The sequence below is a fragment of the Brachybacterium paraconglomeratum genome, from assembly GCF_003994255.1.
Classification (GTDB): domain Bacteria; phylum Actinomycetota; class Actinomycetes; order Actinomycetales; family Dermabacteraceae; genus Brachybacterium; species Brachybacterium conglomeratum.
Window position 1 is genome coordinate 28800 of sequence record NZ_ML133864.1, and the last position, 25802, is coordinate 54601.

Below are 25802 nucleotides of genomic sequence, written 5' to 3' on the forward strand. Positions count from 1 at the left end.
CGGGGGTCAGGCGCGGACCGTGCGCTCGAGGTCGTCGGCGGCGCGCTCCTCGTCCTCGCCCGTCTCCGGGGGCCGCATGAGGATCAGCATGGAATGGCCGGGGCGGACGACCTCCTGGCCGGCATCGAAGACGGAGCCGACGTCGATGGTGTCGCCCGTGCCGAGCACGACCTCCCACTCGGCGCCGTACTCCTCGCCGGGCAGCACGACATCGACGTCGTTGCCGGAGGCGTTGAACACCACCAGCGCCGAGTCGCCCTCGATCCGTTCGCCGCGGGAGTTGGGCTCGGGGATCGCGGAGCCGTTGAGGAACATGGTCAGGCACTTGTTCTGAGGATCGTTCCACTCCTCCTCGGTCATCGGCTCCCCGTCGGTGCCCAGCCACTCCACGTCCTTGAGCACGGAGCCGGCGTCCTCGCGCACCACGCCCTGCAGGAAGCGGCGTCGGCGGAAGATCGGGTGCTCGCGGCGCAGGGCGATCATGCGCTGGGTGAACCAGAGCATCTCCTCCTGGTGCTCGTCGAGCTCCCAGTCCACCCACGACAGCTCGTTGTCCTGGCAGTAGGTGTTGTTGTTGCCCTGCTGGGTGCGTCCCATCTCGTCGCCGTGCAGGATCATCGGCACGCCCTGGCTGACCAGCAGCGTGGCCATGAGGTTCTTGGCCCGGCGCTTGCGCAGGGCGAGCACGGCCTCGTCGTCGGTGTCGCCCTCGACTCCCGAGTTCCAGGAGCGGTTGTGGCTCTCCCCGTCGCCGCCGCCCTCCTGATTGGCCTCGTTGTGCCGCTCGTTGTAGGAGACGAGGTCCCGCATCGTGAACCCGTCGTGGGCGGTGACGAAGTTGATCGACGCGATCGGAGTGCGGCCGGTGTGCTGGTAGAGGTCCGAGCTGCCGGCCAGGCGCGAGGTGAAGTCGCCGACGGTGCCCGGCTCCGAGCGGTGGAAGTCCCGCACCGAGTCGCGATAGCGGCCGTTCCACTCCGACCACAGCGGCGGGAAGCCTCCCACCTGGTAGCCGCCCTCGCCCAGGTCCCACGGCTCGGCGATGAGCTTGACCTGGGAGATGATCGGGTCCTGCTGGATGATGTCGAAGAAGGCGGAGAGCCGGTCCACCTCGTGCAGCTCGCGCGCGAGGGTCGAGGCGAGGTCGAAGCGGAAGCCGTCCACGTGCATCTCGGTGACCCAGTAGCGCAGCGAGTCCATGATCAGCTGCAGCACGTGCGGGGTGCGCATCAGCAGCGAGTTCCCGGTGCCGGTGGTGTCGTAGTAGTGCGCCTCGTCGCCCTCGACCAGGCGGTAGTAGGCGCTGTTGTCGATGCCGCGGAAGCACAGGGTGGGGCCCAGGTGGTTCCCCTCGGCGGTGTGGTTGTAGACCACGTCGAGGATGACCTCGATGCCCGCCTCGTGGAGGTTCTTGACCATCTGCTTGAACTCCTGGACCTGCTGGCCCAGATCGCCCGCATAGGCGTACTCGTTGTGCGGGGCGAAGAACCCGATCGTGTTGTATCCCCAGTAGTTGCGCAGCCCCTTCTCGACGAGATGGCCGTCCTGCACGAACTGGTGGACCGGCATCAGCTCGACCGCGGTGACGCCCAGCTCCTTGAGGTGCTCGATCACGGCGGGATGGCCCATCGCGACGTAGGTGCCGCGGATGTTGTCGTCGATCTCCGGGTGCAGCATCGTCAGGCCCTTGACGTGCGCTTCGTAGATCACGGTGTCGTGGTATTCGTGCGCGGGCGGATGGTCGTTGCCCCAGTCGAAGAAGGGGGAGACCACGACCGAGTGCATGGTGTGGGCGGCGGAGTCCTCGGTGTTGCGCTTCTCGGGATCCTCGAAGTCGTAGCTGTACAGCGAGGGATGGTTGCTGGCCATGCCGGCGATCGCCTTCGCGTACGGGTCCAGCAGCAGCTTCGAGGGGTCGCAGCGCAGTCCCGCGGCGGGGTCGAAGGGCCCGTGCACGCGGTAGCCGTAGCGCTGTCCGGGCTGGACCGCGGGGAGGTAGACGTGCCACACGAAGGCGTCGACCTCGGTGACGTCGATGCGCCGCTCGGCGCCGTCCTCGTCGAACAGGCACAGCTCCACCCGCTCGGCCGCCTCGGAGAAGAGTGCGAAGTTGGTGCCCGAGCCGTCGAACGTGGCGCCGAGGGGATATGACTTACCTGTCCAGATCTGCATGGCCCCACAGTAGTGCGCGCGAGCGCGAAGGGGCCTGGGCACGGCGCGGCGGGCCCGATCGTGATATTCCCGCGGGCTCGGTCGGGCCCCGGCGGGGTCGGCGGGCTCGTCCACGCCGGGGCGGGGACGAGAAAGGCCCCGGCCGGAGCCGGGGCCTTGCATGGTGGGCGATACTGGGATCGAACCAGTGACCTCTTCCGTGTCAGGGAAGCGCGCTACCGCTGCGCCAATCGCCCGTCGCGCCGGAGGCGCGGGGGGGGGATGGAGCGGACGACCGGATTCGAACCGGCGACCCTCACCTTGGCAAGGTGATGCTCTACCAACTGAGCTACGTCCGCACATCGGCTGGGCCGACGAGGAGTTACCTTAGGCGCGTCCCGACCCCCGGCGCAAACCCGGACGGCGTTCAGTGTCCGAGGTCACGGGCGGCAGGGTCGGGGTGTGCGGAGTGCTCGTGTCGGCCGGTCGGCCGGGGCTTCGGGGCGCGAGGGGCGCGGACCGCGCTCGCGCTCCGCCCTCGCGCCTCACGGGCGCGGCGCGCCCGTGCAGTCGGATCGGCGGCGCGTCCGTGCGATCGGATCGGGGGGGGCGATGGGGTCCAGGTGCCGGCGGGGCCGGAGGGTCGGCTCGTCGGGTCCGACGCCGCTCCGACCGACCGGGACGCAGGTCACATCCAGAAGTGGCGCGAGCACCCGTCGGGAGCATGTAAGCTTCTTCAAGTCCGATCGAGAGAGCGGGCATCACCTCAGGGCGATTGGCGCAGCGGTAGCGCGCTTCCTTCACACGGAAGAGGTCACTGGTTCGATCCCAGTATCGCCCACGGCAGGATCCTCGGATCGCTGTCCTGCGGACGTAGCTCAGTTGGTAGAGCATCACCTTGCCAAGGTGAGGGTCGCCGGTTCGAATCCGGTCGTCCGCTCCGGGGGAACGGCGCTCCCGACCTCGCGTCGGGAGCGCTGTTCCGTATGATGCGTGAGCATCACCCGGTGGGTTGGCCGAGAGGCGAGGCAACGGCCTGCAAAGCCGTGTACACGGGTTCGAATCCCGTACCCACCTCGAACGGCACCCGTCGGTGCCGTCCCGGGCGATTGGCGCAGCGGTAGCGCGCTTCCCTGACACGGAAGAGGTCACTGGTTCGAACCCAGTATCGCCCACCCCAGCAGAAGAGCCTCGGCCCCCCCCCGGCCGGGGCTCTTCTGTGTCCGCGGAGAGGCGCCCCACGCCGGGTCCCGCAGCCGGGGCCCACCGGGCCCTCGGTCCCGGTGCGCGGCCTCCGAGGTCTCTAGGCTCGACGGTGACGAGACCGCCGTCACGTCACCCGCCGCGCCGACCCGGAGGAGACCTCAGCATGCGTGCCCTCATCGTCCGTGCCCATCCGCTGGACCCCAGCAAGTCCCGTTCCATGACGATGGCCGACGCCTTCGTCGAGGAGCTCACCGCGCATCGCCCCGACACGGTGGTCGACGACGTGCGGCTGTACGAGACCGCCGTGCCCGAGATCGACCTGGACATGATGACCGGCTGGGAGCGGCTGCGAGCGGGCGAGCACTTCTCCCACCTCACCGGTGCCCAGCAGAACAAGCTGGCGCTGTTCGACCAGTACACCAAGCAGTTCCAGAGCGCGGACCTGGTGGTGATCGCGAACCCGCTGTGGAACCTCTCGGTGCCCACGCGTCTGAAGGCATGGATCGACACCGTCTGCCGCGCCGGCGTGACCTTCCGGTACACGGCCGAGGGCGAGGCGGAGGGCCTCGTCACGGACAAGACCGTGGTGCACCTGCAGGCCAGCGGCGGCCACTTCGGCCAGCAGGATCCCGCGAGTCTGTACATCGCCGGGATGTTCCAGTTCCTGGGCTGCACTACCCACACCCTCGCCGCCGAGGGCATGGACCACGAGCCCGATCGTGCCGAGGAGATCATGGAGGCGGCGCTCCTCCGGGTGAGGGAGCTCGCGCGCTCCCTCTGAGCCGCCGGCGTCGAGGGGCCGGTCCGGCGCGGGCGTGCCGGCCGGTACCATCGACGGCGGAGCCGGCATCGTCGGCCGGCTCACCCCGACACGCAAGGAGCAGCACGTGGCCCAGATCGCCATCACCCTCGACGGTTCCCCCCAGCAGATCGAGGAGGGGACCACGGGCACCGCGCTCTTCGAGGGCACCGCCGCGATCGTCGCCCTGCGCATCGACGGGGAGCTGCGCGACCTCGACACCGTGCTCGAGGACGGGCAGGACGTAGAGGGCGTGGACATCTCCAGCCCCGACGGGCTCTCGATCCTCCGCCACTCGACCGCGCACGTGCTCGCGCAGGCAGTGCAGAAGACGAACCCCGACGCGAAGCTCGGCATCGGCCCGCCCATCACCGACGGCTTCTACTACGACTTCGACGTCGCCGAGCCCTTCACCCCCGAGACCCTCAAGGTGCTCGAGAAGGAGATGAACCGGATCGTCAAGTCCGGCCAGCGCTTCGTGCGCCGCGAGATCACCGACGACGCGGCCCGCGCCGAGGAGGCCGCAGAGCCCTACAAGCTCGAGCTCATCGGCCTGAAGTCCACCGCCGACGACGCCGCCGAAGGGGCGAGCGTCGAGGTCGGCGAGGGCGGCCTGACCATGTACGACAACGTCGACCGGCGCGGCGAGGTGGTCTGGACCGACCTCTGCCGCGGCCCGCACCTGCCCTCCACCAAGCTCATCGGCAACGGCTTCGCCCTGACCCGCTCCGCCGCCGCCTACTGGCGCGGCAGCGAGAAGAACCCGATGCTGCAGCGCGTCTACGGAACCGCCTGGCCCACCAAGGAGGAGCTGCGAGCCCACCAGGAGCGGATCGCCGAGGCCGAGCGCCGCGACCACCGACGCCTGGGCAGCGAGCTGGACCTGTTCTCCTTCCCCGACGAGATCGGCTCCGGCCTGCCGGTGTTCCATCCCAAGGGCGCCATGATCAGGATGGAGATGGAGGACTACTCGCGTCGCCGCCACGTCGAGGCCGGCTACTCCTTCGTCTCCACCCCCCACATCACGAAGAAGAACCTCTTCGAGACCTCCCGCCACCTCGAGTGGTACGCCGACGGCATGTACCCCCCCATGCACATGGATGAGGAGGTCGACGCCGACGGCAACGTCACCAAGCAGGGCCAGGACTACTACCTCAAGCCCATGAACTGCCCGATGCACAACCTCGTCTACCGCTCCCGCGGCCGCTCCTACCGCGAGCTGCCCCTGCGGCTGTTCGAGTTCGGCAGCGTCTACCGCTACGAGAAGTCCGGCGTGGTCCACGGCCTGACCCGCGCCCGCGGCTTCACCCAGGACGACGCCCACATCTACACCACCCGCGAGCAGATGAAGGAGGAGCTCTCCAGCCTGCTCGGCTTCGTCCTGGACCTGCTGCGCGACTACGGCCTGGACGACTTCTACCTCGAGCTGTCCACCCGCGACCCCGAGAAGTCCGTCGGCGACGAGGCGACCTGGGAGGAAGCGACCCGCACCCTCGAGGAGGTCGCCACCGCCTCCGGCCTCGACCTCGTCCCGGATCCGGGCGGCGCCGCCTTCTACGGCCCGAAGATCTCCGTCCAGGCGAAGGACGCGATCGGCCGCACCTGGCAGCTCTCCACCATCCAGCTGGACTTCTTCGAGCCGGAGCTGTTCGAGCTCGAGTACACCGCCCCCGACGGCTCCCGCCAGCGCCCGGTGATGATCCACCGCGCCCTGTTCGGCTCGATCGAGCGCTTCTTCGGCGTGCTCCTCGAGCACTACGCGGGAGCCTTCCCGGTCTGGCTCGCACCGGTCCAGGTGGTCGGGGTGCCGGTCGCCGCCGAGTACGTGCCCTACCTCGAGGAGGTCGCCGCGAAGCTGCGCGCCCGCGGCGTGCGCGTCGAGGTCGACTCCTCCGACGACCGGATGCAGAAGAAGATCCGCACCCACACCAAGGAGAAGGTGCCCTACCTCCTCATCGCCGGCGGCGAGGACCAGGAGAAGGGCGCGGTCTCCTTCCGCATGCGCGACGGCAGCCAGGACAACGGCATCGACGTCGACGAGGCCGTGGAGCGGATCGTCACCGCGATCGCCGACAAGGTGCAGGTGTGAGCCCGGCCGACCAGCCCGGCGGCGAGCCCGCGCTCGAGGACGCCCGCGACTTCGCGGGCGTCCCCGACGACACCCAGCGGCTGTGGACCCCGCACCGGATGGCGTACATCGGCGGCGAGAACAAGCCCGAGGACCCGCACGACGACGAGCAGTGCCCCTTCTGCGCGGGGCCGCGCCGCCGCGACGAGGACGCGCTCATCGTCCACCGCGGCCGCGTCGCCTACGCGATCCTGAACCTCTACCCCTACAACTCCGGCCATCTGCTGGTGTGCCCGTACCGGCACGTCTCGGACTACACGGAGCTGACCGAGGAGGAGGTGGCGGAGGTCGCCGAGATCACCCGCACCGCGATGACCGTGATCCGCGCGGTCTCCGGCGCCGCGGGCTTCAACCTGGGCATGAACCAGGGCGAGGTCGCGGGCGCCGGGATCGCCGCCCACCTGCACCAGCACGTGGTGCCGCGCTGGGCGGGGGACGCGAACTTCCTGCCCATCGTCGGCCGCACCAAGGCCCTCCCTATCCTGCTTGCGGACACCCGTCGGCTCTACGCCGAGGCGTGGCCCGGCGGCGACGGGGCCTGAGCTAGCATGGCCGAGCGCATCCGGGGGGAGCGCCGTGCGGACGGCGGGCACCGACCGACCGCGACCGAGCACCGGGGGAGAGGCAGGGCCACGCTGTGACCAGCTCGTCCGGCGCGCCCGCGCGCCAGCCCGGCCCGCCGCGGGCCGTCGGCCCCGGCGCCGCCGCCCCGGCCGGTCCCGACACCGGGTACGGCTACGACATCGCCCGCACCGACCCCCGCGCCCCCGGCCGGCTCGGCCCGGGCGCGCCCGCCGCCGCCCGACCCCGCCGACGCTGGCTGCGCTGGGTGCTGCTGATCGCCTCGCTGCTGGGCATACTCGCCTCCCTGGTCGTGCTGTACCTGGTGGTGATCAGGCCGCTCGGCATCGGCACCGCGCTGGTCGCCCTCACCGCGGCGCTCGTGCCGGTCGCGCTCGTGCTCGGCGCGGTGTGGTGGCTGGACCGGTACACGCCGCAGCCCCGGCTCTCGCTCGTCTCCGCCTTCGCCTGGGGCGCGATCGGCTCCGTGCTGCTGTCGCTGTTCTTCGGGACCTTCTTCGACGCCTGGATCTCCCCGCAGGAGGAGACCGAGCTGATCGACTCCTTCCTCGGCGCGACCGTGCAGGCACCGGTGATCGAGGAGACGATGAAGTCCGCGGGCCTGTTCGCCCTGCTCTTCTGGGGGCGCCGGTACATCTCCGGTCCGCTCGACGGCGTCGTCTACGCCGCCCTCATCGCGGGCGGCTTCGCCTTCACCGAGAACATCCTCTACTTCGGCAACTCGTTCCATCAGGCGCAGGCCGCCGGGACGGTCGACGTCTTCTGGCAGACCTTCTTCCTGCGCGGCGTCCTCTCGCCCTTCGCCCACGTGTCCTTCACCGCCCTGTGCGGCCTCGGCCTCGGCATCGCGGCCGAGCGCCGCTCGCTGATGCTCTACTTCGGCCTGGGCCTCGGCGGGCTGTCGCTCGGGATGGCGCTGCACGCGCTGTGGAACGGCTCGAGCTTCTTCCTCCCGGTGGACCCGGAGGCGCCGCTGGCCGGGTTCCTGCGCTACTACGTCACCGTGCAGGTGCCGATCTTCCTGCTGCTGGTGGGCATCGTGCTGTTCCTGCGCCTGCGGGAGAAGCGGATCCTGCGCCGCCAGCTGTCCGAGTACGGCAGGGCGGGATGGTTCTCGCCCGACGAGGTCGAGATGCTGGTCTCGATGCGTCGACGCCGTCGCGCCGAGACCTGGGCGGGCCGCCACGGCGCCGTCGCCCGGATGGGCATGCACGACCTGATCCGCGCCGCGATCTCGCTGGGCATGGAGCGGCACAGCGTCCTGTTCGGCCGGCCGACGGCGAGGACCCGCGCCCGCGAGCGCGAGCTGCTCGAGCAGATCACCGCCGATCGTCGCCTGATCGGTGCGCTGACCGCCCCCGTCGTCCGCGGCTGACCGTCCCGCGGGGGGCGGCCGGACGACACGGCGGGATGCGGCGGAGCCGCATCGGCGGGGACGCGACGGCGCGGTCGGCGGAGAGGCCCGGCGATGCGCGGCGTGGAGCGCCTTCGCCGTACCACTAGGATGGTGCGGCGATCCGCCACCCCATGGCGGACCATCGGAAGGAGCGAGATGTCCGGGCATTCCAAGTGGGCGACGACCAAGCACAAGAAGGCCGTCATCGATGCCAAGCGCGGCAAGCTGTTCGCCAAGCTGGTGAAGAACATCGAGGTGGCCGCACGCATGGGCGGCCCCGACCCATCGGGCAACCCGACGCTCTACGACGCCATCCAGAAGGCGAAGAAGACCTCCGTCCCCAATGACAACATCGACCGCGCCGTCAAGCGCGGCGGCGGGCTCGACGGCGGCGGCGTCGACTACGAGACGCTGATGTACGAGGGCTACGCCCCGGGCGGCGTCGCCGTGCTGGTCGAGTGCCTCACCGACAACAAGAACCGCGCCGTCTCCGAGGTGCGCCTGGCCTTCAACCGCAACGGCGGCAACATGGCGGACTCCGGCTCGGTCTCCTATCTCTTCGAGCGCCGGGGCGTGGTCACCGTCGCCAAGGGCGAGAACACCGAGGACGACCTGCTCGAGGTCGTGCTCGACGCCGGCGCCGAGGAGATCAACGACGAGGGCGAGACCTTCGAGATCCTCTCCGAGGCCACCGACGTGGTCGCCGTGCGCACCGCGCTGCAGGAGGCGGGGATCGACTACGAGAGCGCCGAGGCGCAGTTCGTGCCGACCATGCGAACCCCCGTCGACCTCGAGGGCGCGCAGAAGGCGCTCCGCCTGATCGACGCGCTCGAGGACAGCGACGACGTGCAGGCCGTCTACTCCAACCTCGACATCCCCGACGACGTCGCGGCCCAGCTGGACGAGCAGGAGTGAGCGGGCGGGACGGCGCGGCCCACGTCGGGGCCGCGCCGTCCCTCCTGACACGGGCCGCACCACCCGGACCGGGGAGAGGCCCGTTGACACCGCCGACGGCGATGCCGGGAGGGGAGGAGCGCAGATGACGACCCTGCGCGTGCTGGGGGTCGACCCCGGGCTGACCCGCTGCGGGATCGGCATCGTCGACGCGATCGGCGGACGACGCGCTCGTCTCGTCCACGCGGGCGTGATCCGCTCGGACTCCGAGGAGCCGCTCGAGCAGCGCCTGCTCGGCATCGCCCGCGGGCTGCGCGCCGTGCTCGAGGAGTTCGCCCCCGACGCCGTCGGCGTGGAGCGGGTGTTCAGCCAGTCCAACATCTCCACCGTGATGGGCACCGCGCAGGTCTCCGGCATCGCGCTGCTCGAGGCGGCGGAGCGCGGCATCCCCGTCGCGCTGCACACCCCCTCGGAGGTCAAGGCCGCCGTGACCGGCAGTGGGCGGGCGGACAAGAAGCAGATCCAGTCGGTGCTGGTGAAGGTGCTGGGCCTGGACGCGGCACCCCAGCCCGCGGACGCCTCCGATGCCGTCGCGATCGCGCTGACCCAGCTGTGGCGGGGCGGCGGCCCCGTGGCGCTGGACCGCACCGGCGGCGCCCGCACGAGCGCGCAGGCCGTATGGGCCGAGGCGGAGCGACGGGCCCGACGCGCCCGGGAACGCTCGACCTCCCGACAGTGATCGAACAGGTGTTCTAGGCTGGTGGCGTGATCGCATCCCTGACCGGGCGGGTCGTCCGCCTCGACCTCGACGCCCTCGTGCTCGAGGTGGCCGGCATCGGCTACCTCGTGCGCACCACGCCGCAGGCCCTCGCCGCGACCCGTCACGGGGCCGAGCTCACCCTGCACACCGAGCTCGTCGTCCGCGAGGACTCCCTGACCCTCTACGGCTTCCCCCAGGCGGAGGAGGCCGAGACCTTCCGCATCGTGCAGTCCGTCACCGGGATCGGCCCGCGCACGGCGCTGGCCGTGCTCGCCGTGCTCGACCCGGAGGAGCTGCGCCGCGCCGTCGCCGAGCAGGATGTGAAGACCATCACCCGCACCCCGGGCATCGGCCCGAAGGTCGCCGGCCGGATGCTCCTCGAGCTCGGCGGGAAGCTGCCCGCGCCGAGCGAGGCCTCGACGGAGGCGCCGTCGGTCCCGGGCGCGGCGCCCGGCGGCCCCGACGCCGACGTGGTCGAGGCCCTCATCGGGCTCGGCTGGGCGGAGAAGGCGGCGCGCAGCGCCGTCGAGGCCGCGCGCGAGGAGGGCGGGGAGCAGCTCGACGCCGCCGCGCTCCTGCGCACGGCTCTGCGCGGTCTCGGAGGACATCGATGAGCGCGCGGGCGGCGGGCCGCGAGGAGGAGCCGGCCGGCGGGTCCTTCGACGACGGCTCGTGGGAGGCGACCGAGGACGCGCCGCACACCGTGACGAGCCCCGAGTCGATGCCGCCCGAGCGCACCGCGGAGGCCGCGCTGCGCCCGCGTCGGCTGGAGGAGTTCGTGGGCCAGCAGGTGGTGCGCGACCAGCTCTCGCTCGTGCTCGACGCCGCCGCTGCACGTGGCCGCGCCCCCGAGCACATGCTGCTCTCGGGACCGCCGGGACTGGGCAAGACGACCCTCGCCATGATCATCGCCGCCGAGCTCTCCGCCCCGCTGCGCATCACCTCGGGACCTGCGATCCAGCACGCCGGCGATCTCGCCGCGATCCTCTCCTCCCTCGACGAGGGGGAGGTGCTCTTCATCGACGAGATCCACCGCCTCGCGCGGCCCGCCGAGGAGATGCTGTACATCGCCATGGAGGACTTCCGCGTCGACGTGGTGGTCGGCAAGGGCGTCGGGGCGACGTCGATCCCGCTGGACCTGCCGCCCTTCACCGTCGTCGGCGCCACCACCCGCGCCGGTCTCCTCCCGGCGCCGCTGCGCGACCGCTTCGGGTTCATCGGCCACCTCGACTTCTACGGCGCCGAGGAGCTGCGCGAGGTGGTGCGCCGCTCCGCCGTGCGGCTCGAGGTCGAGCTCGAGGACCGTGCCGCGATCGAGATCGCCTCCCGCTCCCGCGGCACGCCCCGCATCGCCAACCGTCTCCTGCGCCGCGTGCGCGACTGGGCCCAGGTGCGCGGCAGCGGCGCCCTCGACCTCGGCGCCGCGAAGGAGGCGCTGCGGGTCTACGAGGTCGACGACCGGGGCCTGGACCGACTGGACCGCGCGGTGCTCAGCGCCCTGTGCGGTCGTTTCGCCGGCGGGCCCGTGGGCCTGTCGACCCTCGCCGTCGCGGTGGGGGAGGAGACCGAGACGGTCGAGACGATGATCGAGCCGTATCTCGTGCGCGAGGGCTTCCTGCTGCGGACCCCGCGCGGCCGGGCGGCCGCCCCCGCCGCCTGGGAGCACCTCGGCCTCGAGCCGCCCGCAGGGGCGGAGGGCACCCCGCCCATGCTCGGCCGCTTCTGAGGCCGGGCGCCGGCCGGCCGCCTCGTGCGGAGCTCGGCGCCCCCGGGCGCCGGCTGGGAGGACCGCGGCGGACCGACGGGTACAGTGGGGCGGTCAGTCGCCCGCGGCAGGACCTCGCCCGTGCAGCAGCATGGACCCGAGGGGCTGTCCGTCGAGAGGAAAACCGTGGAGTTCCTTCCCATCCTGCTCATCATCCTCGTGATGATGCTGCCCCTGTTCCTGCTCTCCCGCAGTCAGCGCAAGGCGCAGGCCAGGCAGCAGGAGCTCGTCAAGAAGCTCGGCGTGGGCGACGAGGTGCGCACGCACTCCGGCTTCTACGGCCTCATCGTCGAGGAGTACGACGACGTGGTGGTGCTCGAGTCGGAGGACGGCACGCAGACCAAGTGGGCCCGCATGGCGATCGCGATGGCCGTGGACCCGGTCGAGGACGAGCAGGGCGAGACCCTCGAGGGCGAGACCGTCGAGGGCGAGACCGTCGAGGGTGAGACCGTCGAGGGTGTCGCCCCTGAGGGCGCCGACCCCCGGGGGGCGCAGGACGCCTCCGCCACCGGCCAGGTCCCCGGCGTCACCGTCGCCGACGAGGACCCCCGCGAGGACGGCTCCGCGCGCGGTCGCTGACCCGACCCGCGCCGCGCGCCCGACCGCGCACGACGCCGTACGACCCGCGGGGCCTCCTCGCCCCGCCCTCCGCTCCCTGGCCCGTCGTCCTGAGGAATCCCCACCATGCCTGCACGCCGCATCGCCCTGGCGACCCTTGCGGTGCTGATCCTGCTGCTCGGCGGCGGGATCGGCGCCGGGGTCTGGAAGGGTGGCTGGCAGCCCGCCCCCAAGCTCGCCCTCGACCTCGAGGGAGGCACCCAGGTCATCCTCCAGGCGCAGTCGCGCGACGGCTCCGCGATCGACGAGACCGCCATGGAGCAGGCGCGGCAGATCATGAGCCAGCGCATCAACGCGATGGGCGTGGCGGAGACCGAGATCACCGTCCAGGGCGGCACGAACATCGTCATCGACGTGCCCGGGCAGATGGATCAGCAGACCTCCGCCGCGATCCGCCAGACCGCCGCGATGTCCTTCCGCCCCGTGCTCGGCGTGGTCGCGCCCGAGGGCAGCGGCGAGGCGCTCCCCTCCGACGGCGGCGGCGCCTCCGACGCCGGGGGCGACGAGTCCGCGGGGGAGACCTCCGAGGCCCCCGCCGATCCCTCCCAGCAGCTCTTCTCCGGCCTGCTCAGCGACGACTCCTCGATGGCTCCCGCGACCGGGACCGGCGAGGGCGACCTGCCCTACCCGGCCTGGAGCATGGACTGGATGACCCCCGAGGTCCAGACCGAGCTGATGAGCGCGGACTGCGTCGACCCGGCCGCGCAGCAGGAGCGCGCCACGGAGACCGCCCCCGACGAGCCGATGGTCGCCTGCGCCCCGGACGGGAGCGCGAAGTACCTGCTGGGCCCCGAGGTCATCGCGGGCTCCTCGATCGAGGACTCCTCCGTCGCCTCGGACGTCACCCCGACCGGCCAGCCGACCGGCTACTACGTCGTGAACATGTCCTTCGACGAGACCGCCGCGGAGTCCTTCTCGACCATGACCGGCGCCCTGTACAACGGCGAGGGCGCCACCGCCGCCTTCGGCATCGTGCTGGACGGGATGGTCATCTCCGCTCCCGAGGTGCAGGAGCCCTCCCCGGGCGGCGAGGCGTCGATCTCCGGCAACTTCTCCCAGGAGCAGGCGACCCAGCTCTCGGACCAGCTGCGCTTCGGCGCGCTGCCGCTCGAGTTCGAGGTCGCCTCCGAGCAGCAGATCTCCGCCACCCTCGGGGCGGACCAGCTGCAGATGGGCCTGATCGCGGGCCTGATCGGGCTCGCGCTCGTGGTCGCCTACGCCTTCGCGCAGTACCGCCTGCTCGCGATCGTGACCACCTCGAGCCTGCTCATCATGGGCGTGCTCACCTACGCCACCCTCACGGTGCTCTCGAACATCCCCGAGATCGGCTACCGACTCTCCCTCGCGGGCGTGGTCGGTCTGATCGTCGCGGTCGCCTTCACGGCGGACTCGTTCATCGTCTACTTCGAGCGCGTGCGCGACGAGATCCGCGAGGGCCGCGGCATCGCCGCGGCCGTGGACCACGGCTGGGTCCGCGCCAAGCGCACCATCCTCGCCTCCGACACGGTCAACATCATCGCGGCTGTGGTGCTCTACCTGCTCTCCACCGGCGGCGTGCGCGGCTTCGCCTTCGTGCTGGGGCTGACCACTCTGCTGGACCTCCTGGTCGTCTTCCTGTTCACGCATCCGGTGCTGCAGGCGCTCGTGCGCACGCGATTCTTCGGGAAGGGCCATCCGTGGAGCGGCCTGGACCCGGCGCGCCTGGACCGCGACGTCCCCGCCTACGCCGGGCGCGGACGCGTCCGCCTCGGCGAGGAGCGCGGCCGCGGCGGTCGCCGCAGCGCCCGCGCGGAGGAGGAGGCGGCCGAGCGCGAGCCGATCGCGGTGCGCCGCGCCCGTGAGGCCCGGGAGGCGCGTGAGGCGCAGGAGGCCCGTGACGGGGTCCCCGCGGACGGCACCGCCGACGACGACAGCTCCGGCGACGGTGCGGCCGACGTCGGCGCCCCTGCCGACGAGGACACCGACGAGACCGAGGAGCAGGGCCGATGAGCACCACCTTCGCCACCTTCGGCAACGACCTCCACGCCGGCAGGCGGATCCTGCCGATCGTCTCCCGCCGACGCACCTGGTACCTGATCAGCGTCGTCGTCGTGGTGCTGCTGGGTGCCCTCGCGGTCGTGCGCGGGCCCAACCTCGGCATCGAGTTCACCGGCGGCTCCGAGTTCCAGATCGCCGGGGTCGCCGACACCGAGCAGTCCTCCGCCCGTGAGGTCGTGCGCGAGCACCTGCCGGACAACGAGCCGAAGGTCACCCAGCTCGGCGGCGACACCCTGCGCGTGCAGACCGAGCAGCTCGACTCGACCCAGACGGCCGAGCTCGCCGGAGAGCTCGCGGCGGCCTACGAGGTGCCCGCCGACGCGGTCTCGACCTCCTACATCGGCCCGGTGTGGAGCGGTGACGTCACCCAGAAGATGGCCCGCGGCGTCGTGGTCTTCCTGGTCCTGGTCGCCGCGATGATGGCGCTCTACTTCCGCGACCTCAAGGCGTCCCTCGCCGCGATGATCGCGCTGGGCCACGACATGCTGCTCTCCGCTGCGGTGTACGGCGTGGTCGGGTTCGAGATCACCCCCGGCACGGTCATCGGATTCCTCACCGTCATGGGCTACTCGCTCTACGACACCATCGTCGTGTTCGACAAGGTGCGGGAGAACACCGTGGACCTCACGGGCCAGCGCCGACGCACCTTCGCCGAGCTCGTCGAGCTCGCCGCGAACCAGACCCTGGTGCGGTCGATCAACACCTCCGTCGTCGCGCTGCTGCCGATCGGCTCGATCCTCGCCATCGGCGCGTTCCTGCTCGGCGCCGGCACCCTCAAGGACATCTCCCTCGCCCTGTTCATCGGGATCATCGCCGGCACCTACTCCTCGATCTTCCTCGCCCCGGGGCTGCTCGTGGACCTCCGCCGGCGCGAGGACACGATCGCTCGCCACACCCTCGCCCTCGAGCGGGCGCGCCGCGGGGAGACCGGCTCGACGTCCGAGGACTCTCCCGGGAGCCCCCGCGGAGAGGACGCCGCGACCCGCGCCGACGGCGCCGACCTCGACGCCGTCGACCCCGATGCCGCCGACCCTGCCGACGCCGACGCGGCGGACGAGGGTGAGGGGCGCACCCCGGAGGCCGACCCCGCCGACGAGGACGACGGCACCGTCGGCCGCGCCGCCGCACCCCGCTCCGCCCGGCAGCAGCCGCGCAGGACCACCCGACGCCGACGCTCCGGCAGGTGAGGAACCGATGAACGACCCGCAGACCGCCCCTGCCCCGCTCCGCACCACGGAAGAGATCCCCACCGCCGCCGAGATCGAGACGCTGCGCAGCACGCACATCGCCGAGTACCCGGACTTCCCGACCCCGGGCGTGCTCTTCCGCGACATCACCCCGCTGCTGCGCGACGCGAACGCGCTGCGCCGCATCATCCGCTACTGGACCACGTTGCTGCCCGAGGGCATCGAGTACATCGTCGGCACCGAGGCCCGCGGCTTCGTGCTCGGCGCACCGCTCGCCTACGAGCTCGGCGCCGGGTTCATCCCGGTGCGCAAGGCGGGCAAGCTCCCCGGCCGCCCGGCCGGGTTGAAGTACGAGCTCGAGTACGGCAGCGCCGAGATCCAGATCCCCGAGAACTCGCTCCCGGCCGGCGCGCGGACCCTCGTGCTCGACGACCTGCTCGCCACCGGCGGGACCGCCGCGGCGACGGTCGAGCTCACCCGACGCTTCGACGTCGAGCTGCTCGGCGCCTCCTTCCTCATCGAGCTCGAGGGCCTCGGCGGCCGCGACCTGCTGCCGGACGTTCCGCTGACCACTGTCTGGTCCATCCCCGACTGATCCCCGGGACGTCGCCGTCCGCCGCCGGCGGACGCGGCGCGCACCACTGTCGCCCGCGCGTAGACTGTGGCCTTCCAGGCAGGGAGGTGTGCATGCAGGAGCGGACCGCATCCGAGCAGGCCGGGGCCGAGGCAGGCCCGGCCGACCAGGCCGCGCGCCCTCCCGCCGCACCGCCCGCACAGCCCGATTCGCCGCGCACCCCCTCGACCGCGCCACGACGCTCCCGCTCGCGCCTGTCCTTCTTCGCCCCGCGCTCCTCCCCGGTGGATCCGCTGCTCGCACCGCTGCTGGAGACGATGACGGCGGTGAGCCCGAAGGAGAACCAGGAGCTTGTGCGCCAGGCGTACACCGTCGCCGAGCGCGCCCACCGCGGCCAGACCCGCCGCAGCGGCGACCCGTACATCACCCACCCGGTCTCGGTCGCCACGATCCTCGCCGAGCTCGGCTCGCCGGCCGATGTCGTCGCCGCCGCGCTCCTGCACGACACGGTCGAGGACACCGACTACTCCCTGGACCAGCTGCGCGCCGAGTTCGGCGAGGTCATCGCCGTCATGGTCGACGGCGTGACGAAGCTGGACAAGGTCACCTACGGCGAGGCCGCGCAGGCCGAGACCGTGCGCAAGATGATCGTGGCGATGAGCCGCGACGTGCGCGTGCTGCTGATCAAGCTCGCCGACCGCCTCCACAACGCCCGCACCTGGAAGTACGTGCCGGCCGCCTCGGCGGAGCGCAAGGCGAAGGAGACCCTCGAGATCTACGCCCCGCTCGCGCACCGCCTGGGGCTGAACACGATGAAGTGGGAGTTGGAGGACCGCTCCTTCCAGGTCCTCTACCCCAAGGTGTACGAGGAGATCGTCTCGCTGGTCGCCCAGCACGCCCCGGCGCGCGAGCAGTACCTCTCCACCGTCTCCTCCCAGATCCAGGAGGATCTCAAGAAGGCGCGGATCAAGGCCGAGGTCACCGGCCGGCCCAAGCACTACTACTCGATCTACCAGAAGATGATCGTGCGGGGCCGCGACTTCTCCGACATCTACGACCTGGTCGGCGTGAGGGTGCTCGTGGACACGGTCCGCGACTGCTACGGCGTGCTCGGCACGCTCCACGCGCGCTGGTCGCCGGTGCAGGGCCGCTTCAAGGACTACATCGCGCTGCCGAAGTTCAACCTGTACCAGTCGCTGCACACCACCGTGATCGGCCCGACCGGCAAGCCGGTCGAGGTCCAGATCCGCACCCGCGAGATGCACCGTCGGGCCGAGTACGGCGTCGCCGCGCACTGGAAGTACAAGGCGATGGCGGGCGGCCAGGGCGGCGGCGAGTCCGCGGCGATCACGAACGACGCCGCCTGGCTGCGCCAGCTGATGGACTGGCAGAAGGAGACCACCGACTCCGGCGAGTTCCTGGACTCGCTGCGGTTCGAGATCAACACGCAGGAGGTGTACGTCTTCACGCCGAAGGGGGACGTGCTCGCCCTGCCGCAGGGCTCGACCCCGGTCGACTTCGCCTACTCGGTCCACACCGAGGTGGGGCACCGCACCATCGGGGCCCGGGTGAACGGGCGCCTGGTCTCCCTGGAGTCCGCGCTCGCCACCGGCGACGTCGTGGAGGTCTTCACCTCGAAGTCCGCCGACGCCGGCCCCAGCCGGGACTGGCTCGGCTTCGTGAAGTCCCCGCGGGCGCGCAACAAGATCCGCCAGTGGTTCTCGAAGGAGCGTCGCGAGGAGGCGCTGGAGCGGGGCAAGGAGGAGCTCGCCAAGGCGCTGCGCCGGCAGGACCTGCCCATGCGCCGCCTGCTCACCCACGACACGCTCGCCACGATCGCCTCGGAGCTCAACCTCGGCTCGATCGATGCGCTGTACACCTCGATCGGCGAGGGTCACACCGGCGCCCAGCACGTGGTCGAGAAGCTTCGCGCCTCCTTCGGCGGCGCCGACGGGGCGGAGGAGGACCTCGCCGAGATCACCCTGCCCTCGAAGGTCCGCCCTCGGGGCAGTCGCGCCGAACGGCACACGGCGGAGACGGACCAGGGCGTGATCGTGGGCGGCCACGCCGACCTCTGGGTCAAGCTCGCCAAGTGCTGCGCTCCGGTGCCGGGCGATCCGATCGTCGGCTTCATCACCCGCGGCTCGGGGATCTCCGTGCACCACACCAGCTGCACCAATGCGACCCAGCTCCAGCAGCAGCAGCCCGATCGCATGGTCGAGGCGAGCTGGTCCGGGCGGCACTCCACCGCCTATCTCGTGCACATCAAGGTCGAGGCGCTGGACCGTCCCCGACTCCTCACCGATCTGGCGCTGGTGATCTCGGAGCAGCAGGTCAATCTGCAGTCCGCCTCGGCGCAGTCGAACACCGACCGGCTCGCGACGACCTTCTTCTCCTTCGAGCTGGCCGATCCCGCGCACCTCCAGTCCGTGCTCGCCCAGGTCAGGCGCGTCGAGGGCGTCTATGACGTCTACCGCGTCACGGCCGACGGCCGGCCCGTCGGCCTCGGCGCACCGCTCACGGCGAGCTGAGAGGCCCGGTCCGCTCCGACCGTGCTGTGATCAGCGGACCCTCGAGGCGCACCCCCGCGAGCGGCCGCACCGTGGGCGGCTGCTCCGGGGCCCGTCGCGGCCCGCACCGTCCGGTCCCGTCCTGCTGTGCCGTGTCCGACCGCGCCGCGAGCGGTGTGAGCGCCCGGTCCAGCCGCTCCCGGGCCTCCTGCACGCCGGGATGCCGGTGCAGCCGGTGCAGATGCGCGCGCAGCTCCTCGTGCTCCACCAGACCCGCCCGTTCGAGCCGCCTCAGCAGCGGGCGGGCGATCGCCTCGGGGCTGAAGCGCAGCAGGTCCGAGGCGGTGCGGCGGGGCGTGGTCACGGGCGCGCCGCCGACGGTGTCGATGTCGCCCGGGCCGAGCCGGGCATGGCGCTGGACCACGCCGGCGAGGATCCCTCGGTGCGCCGGGGAGAGCAGCTCGAGCGATGCCGGCGGCCGACCGCCCAGATGCACCCAGGCGGCGCTCCTCCCGGCGATCACGTGATGGGACTGCAGGTGCTCCCCGAGGGCGCAGCCGAGCGCCAGGGCCCGGCGCACCGAGGTCCCGAGGAGATCCGGGGGCAGGAACACCCCGGGCAGCAGTCGGACGATCTCCCCGCGGGCGACCATCGCGGCGGTGGTGGGGGTCTCCTCCCAGCGCTGCAGCTCGGCGCCGAGGGGGAGGGCGAGGTCCGCCGCGTGATGCGACCAGGCCGCGCACAGCCCGATCGGGCGTAGCCTCACAGATGGGGGCGGGCGGTCGCAGGGCGGGGGAGCGTCCTGTGCGGGCTCGTCGGCGAGGAGCTCGCGCAGCACGGGGTCCGCCACGGCGTCGCGGAGCGCGGCGTCGACGGGCACTCCGAGGGCGGGTGCGGTGAGAACGGGCGCGGTGAGGGCGGGCGCGGCAGCGGCGAGGGTCTCCATGCATCGACCCTGGCCCCCACCGGTCCGCACGGCAACGCCCCGCCCGTCCCTGTGGACGAGCGGGGCAGTGGGGAGGAGAGGTGCGCGGCGCCGGCGGCCGGCGCGCGGGCGCCTCAGCCCAGGTCGCGGGCGGAGCGCTCGATCACGGCGAGCCACTCCTTGCGGGCCTCGAGCGCCGCCTCGGCCTCCGCGATTTTCTTCGGGTCGCCGCCGGCGCGGGCCTTCTCCAGCGCCTCCTCGTAGGAGGCGATCGCGGAGTGCAGCTGCGAGGACGCACCCTCGACGCGCGCCTTGGTGCGCGGATCGGTGCGGCGCCACTCGGCCTGCTCGGCGTCCTTCACGGAACGCTCGACGGCCCGCAGGCGGTCGTCGATCCGGCGCATGTCGCCGCGAGGCACCTTGCCCGCCTCCTCCCAGCGGTCCTGGATCGAGCGCAGCGCGGACTTCGCCGCGTCGAGGTCCTTGCCCGGGTCGAGCGCCTCGGCCTCGACCAGCAGCGCCTCCTTCACCTCGAGGTTCTTGCGCTGCTCGGCCTCGGTCTCGTGGAGGTCCGCGTTGCGCGCCGCGAAGAACGTGTCCTGGGCGGCCTTGAACCGCTTCCACTGGGCGTCGTCCTTCTTGCGGCTGCCGCGCGGCGCACGACGCCACTGGTCCATGAGGTCCTTGTACGCCCGGACCGTCGGACCCCAGTCGGTGGAGTCCTGCATCGCCTCGGCGCGGGCGATGAGCTCCTCCTTCTGCGCGGCGGCCTCGGCATGCCGCTCGTCGAGCTGGGAGAAGAACTGCTTGCGCATCCGGTCGAAGGAGGCGCGGGCGGCCGAGAGCCGCTTCCACAGCGCCTCCTCGGTGGGGCGGTCCAGACCGATGTCCTCGGACTGCATCTGCTTCCACGTCGGGACCATCTGACGCATCGTCTCGCCGGCGTTCTTCCAGGAGATCTGCTCCGGGTCGGTGGCGACCAGGGCCTCGATCGACTCGACGAACTCGGTGCGGCGACGGGTCGCGGCCTCCCGGCCCTCGGCCCGCTTCGCCTCGAGCGCCCGGATCTTCTCCTTGGCCTGCTCGCGCAGCTCGGAGGCGCGTGCGCGCAGCGCCGGGACGTCGCCGACGACCTGCGGCTCCTTCATGTTCTTGCGCAGGTTCTCCAGGAGCCGGTTGAGCTCGTTCTGGGTGTGCTCGGGCGCGGTGAGGGCGGAGGCGGTCTGGTCGAGGAAGGCGACCAGGTCCAGGTACCCCTTCGCGAAGGGCTCGAGCGCGGCGTCGTGGTCGGTCTCGGTCGTGGTGCCGATCGTGCGCACCTGGGTGCCGTCCTGGACGGTGACGGTGCCGTCCTCCGCCACGCTGCCGAAGGCCTTCGCCGCGGCGATCTCGGCGGGGTCGTGCTCGGCGGCCGCGGGAGCGACGGGCAGCAGCGCCGCCGTCGGCTTCCTCCCCGCCAGCGCGGCGGGGGAGGGGGCGGCCGGGCGCGGGCGGGGACCGCCCGGCGCGGGCTTCGGCACGGGAGTCGGTGCAGGCGTCGACGGCGTCGCCGCGGTGGAGGCGCCCGCTCCCGCGGCGGGGGCCGCGTCGTCGGCGGGAGTCGCGTCGTCCGAGGAGGTCGTGGCCTCCGAGGCGGTCGTGTCGGCCGCGGAGGACTCCCCGGTCGAGGCGCTCTCCTCGGTCGTGGTGCTCTGCTCGGCCTCGACGCCGTGCTCGGCCGCTGCGGCCGGCTCGCCGTTCTCGGCGGCGGCGACGGGACCGGCCTTCTCGGCGGCGGTCGCCTGCTCCGAGGTCGACAGTTCCGCGGTCGCCTGCTCGGCGGCCGTGGTCTGCGCCTCGGGGGTGGAGGGCTCCGCGGAGGTCTGCTCGGCCGTGGCGTCGACGACGGCGTCGGCGGGCTGGGCGGCTGCCTGGTCGGCGGGGAGGGAAGTCTCGGACTCGCTCACGATGAGCTCCTTCGATGGGATCCGCTGCGGGGCGGGACACTGCCGTCACCAGGACGGCCGGGCTGATGGGTGCTCGTCACGGACGGACCGGGGCGACCACGTCACGGAACTCTACAGCGGAGCGCGCCGGCGTTCCGCCTCGTCCGGCGCCGTGCGACCGCACCTCGGGCACGCCCGGCCCCGAGAGGGGATAATGGGCGCGCACCGCAGACGACCAGAAGGAAGTGCACCGCATGGCGAAGATCGCCGCCCTGTCAGGATTCCCGGAGTGGCTCCCCTCCGAGCGCCTCGTCGAGCAGCACGTGATCGACGTGTTCCGGGAGGTCGCCGAGCTGCACGGGTTCTCCGGCATCGAGACGCGCGCGGTCGAGCCGCTCGAGCAGCTGCTGCGCAAGGGCGAGATCGACAAGGAGGTGTACGTGCTGCGCCGCCTCCACGCCGAGGAGGGCGACGAGGACACCGGCGCCGACCGCTCCCGCACCCTCGGCCTGCACTTCGACCTCACCGTCCCGCTCGCGCGCTACGTGCTCGAGCACCAGAACGACCTCGCCTTCCCCTTCCGGCGCTACCAGATCCAGAAGGTGTGGCGCGGCGAACGCCCCCAGGACGGCCGGTTCCGCGAGTTCTACCAGGCCGATCTCGACGTGATCGGCCAGGACACCCTGCCCGGCCACGTCGAGGCCGAGGTCGCGATCGTGATGGCGGAGATCCTCTCGCGCCTGCCGCTGCCGCAGGTGAGCATCCACGCCAACACCCGCCGCCTCTCCGAGGGCTTCTTCCGCGCGATCGGCTTCGAGGACCACACCCCCGTGCTGCGCGCCCTGGACAAGCTCCCGAAGATCGGCGCCGACGCCGTGGCCGCCCTGCTGCACGACGAGGCCGGCGCGAGCGAGGAGCAGGCGCAGAAGGCGCTCGCCTTCGCCTCGATCCGCACCCGTGACGCCTCCTTCGCCCAGCAGGTCCGCGACCTCGGCGGAAGCGGCGAGATGGTCGAGGAGGGCATCGCCGAGCTCACCGCCGTCATCGAGCGGGTCGAGGCGGCCGTGCCCGGCATGATCGTCGCGGACCTCTCGATCGCCCGAGGCCTGGACTACTACACCGGCACCGTGTTCGAGAGCTTCGTCGCCGGGCACGAGTCGCTCGGCTCGATCTGCTCCGGCGGGCGCTATGACCGCCTCGCCTCCGACAACCGCCACACCTATCCCGGCGTCGGCCTCTCCATCGGCCTCTCGCGGCTGGTCTCCCGCCTCGTCTCGGCCGGGATGGCGGCCCCGAGCCGCGCGGTCCCCACCTGCGTGCTCGTCTCGGTCGCCGACGAGGAGCACCGGGGCCGCAGCGACGCGGCCGCCCGAGCGCTGCGCGCCCGCGGCATCTCCTGCGAGGTGGCCCCGAGCGCCGCGAAGTTCGGCAAGCAGATCCGCTACGCCGACCGCCGCGGCATCCCCTTCATCTGGTTCCCCGGCGAGGAGGGCACCGGCGGAGAGGTCAAGGACATCCGCAGCGGCGACCAGGCCGCGGCCGACGCCACCACCTGGCAGCCCCCCGCCGAGGACCTGCGCCCGCGCGTCCTCGCCGCCCAGGAGGACCAGACGGACTGACGGCCCGTCCGACCGCCGGCGGATGAGCTGGCTCACATCGCGGCCCTGGGGGAATGACCCCCGGGGCCGCGGCGTTCCAGCGGTCATGGCTACGCTCACTCTGACCACCGAGAACCACGACAAGACCGTCGAGGACGGCATCGTCCTGATCGACTTCTGGGCGGGCTGGTGCGTGCCGTGCCAGCGCTTCTCCCCGATCTACGAGGAGGCCTCGGAGACGCACGAGGACGTCACCTTCGCGAAGGTCGACACCGAGGACCAGCAGGACCTCGCCATGCGCTACGGCGTCACCTCCATCCCGACCCTCGTCGCCTACCGCGAGGGCATCCCGGTCTTCTCCCAGGCCGGCGCCCTGCCGCAGTCCGCGCTCGAGGACCTCATCGGCCAGGTGAAGAACCTGGACATGGACGAGGTCCGCAAGGCCTACGCCGAGGCCCAGCAGAAGCAGGGCTGATCCCTCAGCAGGGTCGACCCCGGTCGCGCCCCGCGACCCCGACGACGACAGGACCCCGCCACCCGGGAGGGTGGCGGGGTCCTGTCTGTGCGGAGGCGGTGCGCCGCGAGATGCCCGGCGGAGCCGTGCACCGCCGAGCTCACGCCCCGGGCAGCCCCACCGAGGCGGGGCCGGCCCCGGGGCGGGAGCGGCGCTCAGCCCTCCCGGCGGAAGGGGCGGCGCCTGCCCTCGGGGCGGCCGCCGCGGTCGTCACGGCGCGGACGGTCGTCGCGGCGGAAGGGACGCTCGGCGTCACGACGCGGGCCCTTGCCCCCGCGCGGCCCGCGGTCCGGGCCGATGCGCAGCTCGCGACCGCCGAGCTTCGCCCGGCTGATGCGGTCCATCTGCTCCGGGGTGAGCGAGCCGCGGATCTGGACCAGCGAGAAGTGCGGGAAGATCTGGATCTTGCCGATGTCCTTGCCGTGCAGGCCGCCCTCGCCGGTCATGGCGCCGACGATGCCCGGCGGGCGCGCGCCGTGGGAGTGGCCGACCCCGACCTTGTAGGAGGTGTACCCGCGCTCCGTCGGCGTCGCCTCCCGCGGGCCGCGGTCGCCGCGCTCGCGGTCGTCGCCGCGCAGCTGCGCGCCGGTGAACTCCTCGTCCTCCGTCGCCGCGCCGGGGCCCTCGTCGCCCACGGTCATCGCGCCGAGCACGGCGGCGAGCTCGAGCGGGTCGATCTCGTTCTCGGCGACGAACTCGCCGATCAGCTCGCGGTACAGCTCCAGACGGCCGCGCTCGATCCGCTCGGGGACCTGGGTCAGCAGTGCGGCGAGGCGATGCTTGGAGACGTCGCGGGGCGAGGGGATGTCCGCCTCGGCGAGGGTCTGCTTGGTGGCGCGCTCGATGTTCTTCAGCGCACGGCGCTCGTGCGGGCCGATGAAGGTCAGCGCCTCGCCGGTGCGGCCCGCGCGACCGGTGCGGCCGATGCGGTGGACGTACGACTCCGCCTCCTTGGGCACGTCGAAGTTCACCACCAGGCCGATCCGCTCGACGTCCAGGCCGCGGGCGGCGACGTCGGTGGCGACGAGCACCTGCAGGGAGCCGTCGCGGAGCCGCTCGACGATCTTCTCGCGCTCCTTCTGCGGCACGTCGCCGCTGATCGACGCCGCGATCAGGCCGCGGGCCACCAGCGCGGAGCCCACCTCCTCGGCGGCGGCGCGGGTGCGCACGAAGACGATCGCCGCCTCGGCGGACGAGGTGGCCAGCACGCGGGCGAGCGCGCCGGTGCGGTGCTTGAAGGGCACCACGGCGTAGGTCTGGGTGACGCTCTTGACGGTGGAGGACTGCGGGGTGACGCTCACGCGCACCGGGTCCTTCATGTGGGTCTGCGCCACGCGCTGGATCGCGGCGGGCATCGTGGCGGAGAACAGTGCGACCTGACGGCTCTCGGGGGAGTGGGAGAGGATCTCCTCGACGTCCTCCGCGAAGCCCATGCGCAGCATCTCGTCGGCCTCGTCCAGGACCGCGAAGCGGATCGTGTCCAGCTTGAGGTTCGCGCGACGCATGTGGTCCATCACGCGGCCGGGGGTGCCGACGACGACCTGGGCGCCGCGGGAGAGCGCGCGCTCCTGCGGGCCGTAGGGGGAGCCGCCGTACAGGGCGACCACGTCGAGCCCGCCCATGGAGGTGGCGAAGGAGGAGATCGCGTCGGCGACCTGCATCGCGAGCTCACGGGTCGGGGCGAGCACCAGCGCCTGCACCTCGCGGACGGACGGGTCCACGGCGGCCAGCAGCGGCAGGCCGAAGGCGGCCGTCTTGCCGGTGCCGGTCTGGGCGACGCCGATCACGTCGCGGCCCTCGAGCAGCGAGGGGATCGCCTGCGCCTGGATCGCCGAGGGGGTGGTGAAGCCGAGCTCGTCGACCGCGCGGCGCAGCGGCGCCGGCAGGTCGATGTCGTCGAAGCTGGGCCCGGCCGGGGCCTGGGGCTCCTCGGCGGCCGACGGGGCGATCCCGCTCCGCGCGCCCGCCCCCTCGGTGCTCTCGGTCACGGTCTCGGCAGGGACGTCGGACCCGGCGGCGGGGTCGACGGCATCGGAGGCAGGGCGGGATTCGGTCATGGCGTCCTTACGACGGTCAGGGGTTTCAACAGGCCCCAACAGGTCGCAGGGCGTGGCTGCCCATACATTCCGCGCTGCGAGCGTCATGCGCGGGGCACGGCATGCTCGGGCGGACTCGGGCGGAAGGACCTGCGCTTCGGCAGGTCGAACAGATCTCGAGTCTACGGGGGAGAGGG

19 protein-coding genes and 6 tRNA genes are annotated in these 25802 nt (G+C 72.2%); 19 read left to right on the forward strand and 6 right to left on the reverse strand.

Annotated features, from left to right (window positions below; all coding sequences use genetic code 11):
• Positions 1–6: 6 nt before the first annotated feature.
• The 3 genes from glgX to DS079_RS16040 form a co-directional block, all read right to left on the reverse strand.
• Positions 7–2172: a glycogen debranching protein GlgX gene (gene glgX / locus DS079_RS16030; protein WP_164736299.1), complete on the reverse strand. Its 2166-nt coding sequence runs from the start codon at positions 2170–2172 to the stop codon at positions 7–9.
• A 161-nt stretch (positions 2173–2333) separates the two neighbouring features.
• Positions 2334–2408: transfer RNA gene (locus DS079_RS16035), tRNA-Val, on the reverse strand.
• Positions 2409–2434: 26 nt separating this feature from the next.
• Positions 2435–2510, reverse strand: a tRNA-Gly gene (locus tag DS079_RS16040).
• Positions 2511–2920: 410 nt separating this feature from the next.
• Here DS079_RS16040 and DS079_RS16045 point away from each other — a divergent pair.
• The 17 genes from DS079_RS16045 (at position 2921) to DS079_RS16125 (ending at position 18628) form a co-directional block, all read left to right on the forward strand.
• Positions 2921–2992, forward strand: a tRNA-Val gene (locus DS079_RS16045).
• Positions 2993–3018: 26 nt separating this feature from the next.
• Positions 3019–3091: transfer RNA gene (locus tag DS079_RS16050), tRNA-Gly, on the forward strand.
• 66 nt (positions 3092–3157) lie between these two features.
• Positions 3158–3228: transfer RNA gene (locus DS079_RS16055), tRNA-Cys, on the forward strand.
• A gap of 26 nt (positions 3229–3254) precedes the next feature.
• Positions 3255–3326: transfer RNA gene (locus tag DS079_RS16060), tRNA-Val, on the forward strand.
• Between the two features lie 194 nt (positions 3327–3520).
• Complete coding sequence (locus tag DS079_RS16065; RefSeq protein ID WP_010552375.1) at positions 3521–4138, forward strand: FMN-dependent NADH-azoreductase; 618 nt, start codon at positions 3521–3523, stop codon at positions 4136–4138.
• 106 nt (positions 4139–4244) lie between these two features.
• Positions 4245–6245, forward strand: a complete 2001-nt coding sequence (gene thrS / locus DS079_RS16070; protein ID WP_126988796.1) for a threonine--tRNA ligase — start codon at positions 4245–4247, stop codon at positions 6243–6245.
• Positions 6242–6826, forward strand: coding sequence for an HIT family protein (locus tag DS079_RS16075; RefSeq protein WP_126988797.1), 585 nt, complete (start codon positions 6242–6244; stop codon positions 6824–6826). The genes thrS and DS079_RS16075 overlap by 4 nt, the downstream gene beginning before the upstream one ends.
• A 95-nt stretch (positions 6827–6921) precedes the next feature.
• Positions 6922–8241 carry a PrsW family intramembrane metalloprotease gene (locus tag DS079_RS16080; RefSeq protein WP_126988798.1) on the forward strand — a complete coding sequence of 440 codons (1320 nt, stop codon included), beginning with the start codon at positions 6922–6924 and terminating at the stop codon, positions 8239–8241.
• A 177-nt stretch (positions 8242–8418) separates the two neighbouring features.
• Entirely contained in the window at positions 8419–9177 is a 759-nt protein-coding gene (locus tag DS079_RS16085) for a YebC/PmpR family DNA-binding transcriptional regulator (RefSeq protein WP_010552371.1), read from the forward strand.
• Positions 9178–9301: 124 nt separating this feature from the next.
• Positions 9302–9895 carry a crossover junction endodeoxyribonuclease RuvC gene (ruvC, locus tag DS079_RS16090; RefSeq protein WP_070500231.1) on the forward strand — a complete coding sequence of 198 codons (594 nt, stop codon included), beginning with the start codon at positions 9302–9304 and terminating at the stop codon, positions 9893–9895.
• 26 nt (positions 9896–9921) lie between these two features.
• The gene (gene ruvA / locus DS079_RS16095; RefSeq protein ID WP_126988799.1) at positions 9922–10530 is read left to right on the forward strand and encodes a Holliday junction branch migration protein RuvA; all 609 of its coding nucleotides are present in this window, start codon (positions 9922–9924) and stop codon (positions 10528–10530) included.
• A gap of 107 nt (positions 10531–10637) precedes the next feature.
• Positions 10638–11642 carry a Holliday junction branch migration DNA helicase RuvB gene (gene ruvB, locus DS079_RS16100; RefSeq protein WP_126988813.1) on the forward strand — a complete coding sequence of 335 codons (1005 nt, stop codon included), beginning with the start codon at positions 10638–10640 and terminating at the stop codon, positions 11640–11642.
• Positions 11643–11807: 165 nt separating this feature from the next.
• On the forward strand, positions 11808–12260 hold the full coding sequence (yajC, locus tag DS079_RS16105; protein WP_126988800.1) for a preprotein translocase subunit YajC: 453 nt from the start codon (positions 11808–11810) through the stop codon (positions 12258–12260).
• Between the two features lie 105 nt (positions 12261–12365).
• Entirely contained in the window at positions 12366–14288 is a 1923-nt protein-coding gene (gene secD, locus DS079_RS16110; protein ID WP_126988801.1) for a protein translocase subunit SecD, read from the forward strand.
• Positions 14285–15523, forward strand: coding sequence for a protein translocase subunit SecF (gene secF / locus DS079_RS16115; protein ID WP_126988802.1), 1239 nt, complete (start codon positions 14285–14287; stop codon positions 15521–15523). The genes secD and secF overlap by 4 nt, the downstream gene beginning before the upstream one ends.
• A gap of 7 nt (positions 15524–15530) precedes the next feature.
• Positions 15531–16118, forward strand: coding sequence for an adenine phosphoribosyltransferase (locus DS079_RS16120; RefSeq protein ID WP_126988803.1), 588 nt, complete (start codon positions 15531–15533; stop codon positions 16116–16118).
• Positions 16119–16210: 92 nt separating this feature from the next.
• A complete protein-coding gene (locus DS079_RS16125; protein WP_126988804.1) occupies positions 16211–18628 on the forward strand; it encodes a RelA/SpoT family protein in 2418 nt (805 codons plus the stop codon).
• Here DS079_RS16125 and DS079_RS16130 read toward each other — a convergent pair.
• Positions 18615–19553 carry a hypothetical protein gene (locus tag DS079_RS16130; RefSeq protein ID WP_126988805.1) on the reverse strand — a complete coding sequence of 313 codons (939 nt, stop codon included), beginning with the start codon at positions 19551–19553 and terminating at the stop codon, positions 18615–18617. The genes DS079_RS16125 and DS079_RS16130 overlap by 14 nt on opposite strands.
• 113 nt (positions 19554–19666) lie before the next feature.
• Positions 19667–21478: a DUF349 domain-containing protein gene (locus tag DS079_RS16135; protein WP_126988806.1), complete on the reverse strand. Its 1812-nt coding sequence runs from the start codon at positions 21476–21478 to the stop codon at positions 19667–19669.
• A 233-nt stretch (positions 21479–21711) separates the two neighbouring features.
• Here DS079_RS16135 and hisS point away from each other — a divergent pair, with 233 nt between their 5' ends.
• Together hisS and trxA are read left to right on the forward strand one after the other, a co-directional pair.
• Positions 21712–23076, forward strand: a complete 1365-nt coding sequence (gene hisS, locus DS079_RS16140) for a histidine--tRNA ligase (RefSeq protein WP_126988807.1) — start codon at positions 21712–21714, stop codon at positions 23074–23076.
• Positions 23077–23161: 85 nt separating this feature from the next.
• Positions 23162–23530 carry a thioredoxin gene (trxA, locus tag DS079_RS16145; RefSeq protein WP_010552359.1) on the forward strand — a complete coding sequence of 123 codons (369 nt, stop codon included), beginning with the start codon at positions 23162–23164 and terminating at the stop codon, positions 23528–23530.
• A 194-nt stretch (positions 23531–23724) separates the two neighbouring features.
• On the opposite strand, the gene DS079_RS16150 is transcribed toward trxA, so the two are convergent.
• Entirely contained in the window at positions 23725–25626 is a 1902-nt protein-coding gene (locus DS079_RS16150; protein ID WP_126988808.1) for a DEAD/DEAH box helicase, read from the reverse strand.
• Between the last annotated feature and the right edge of the window lie 176 nt (positions 25627–25802).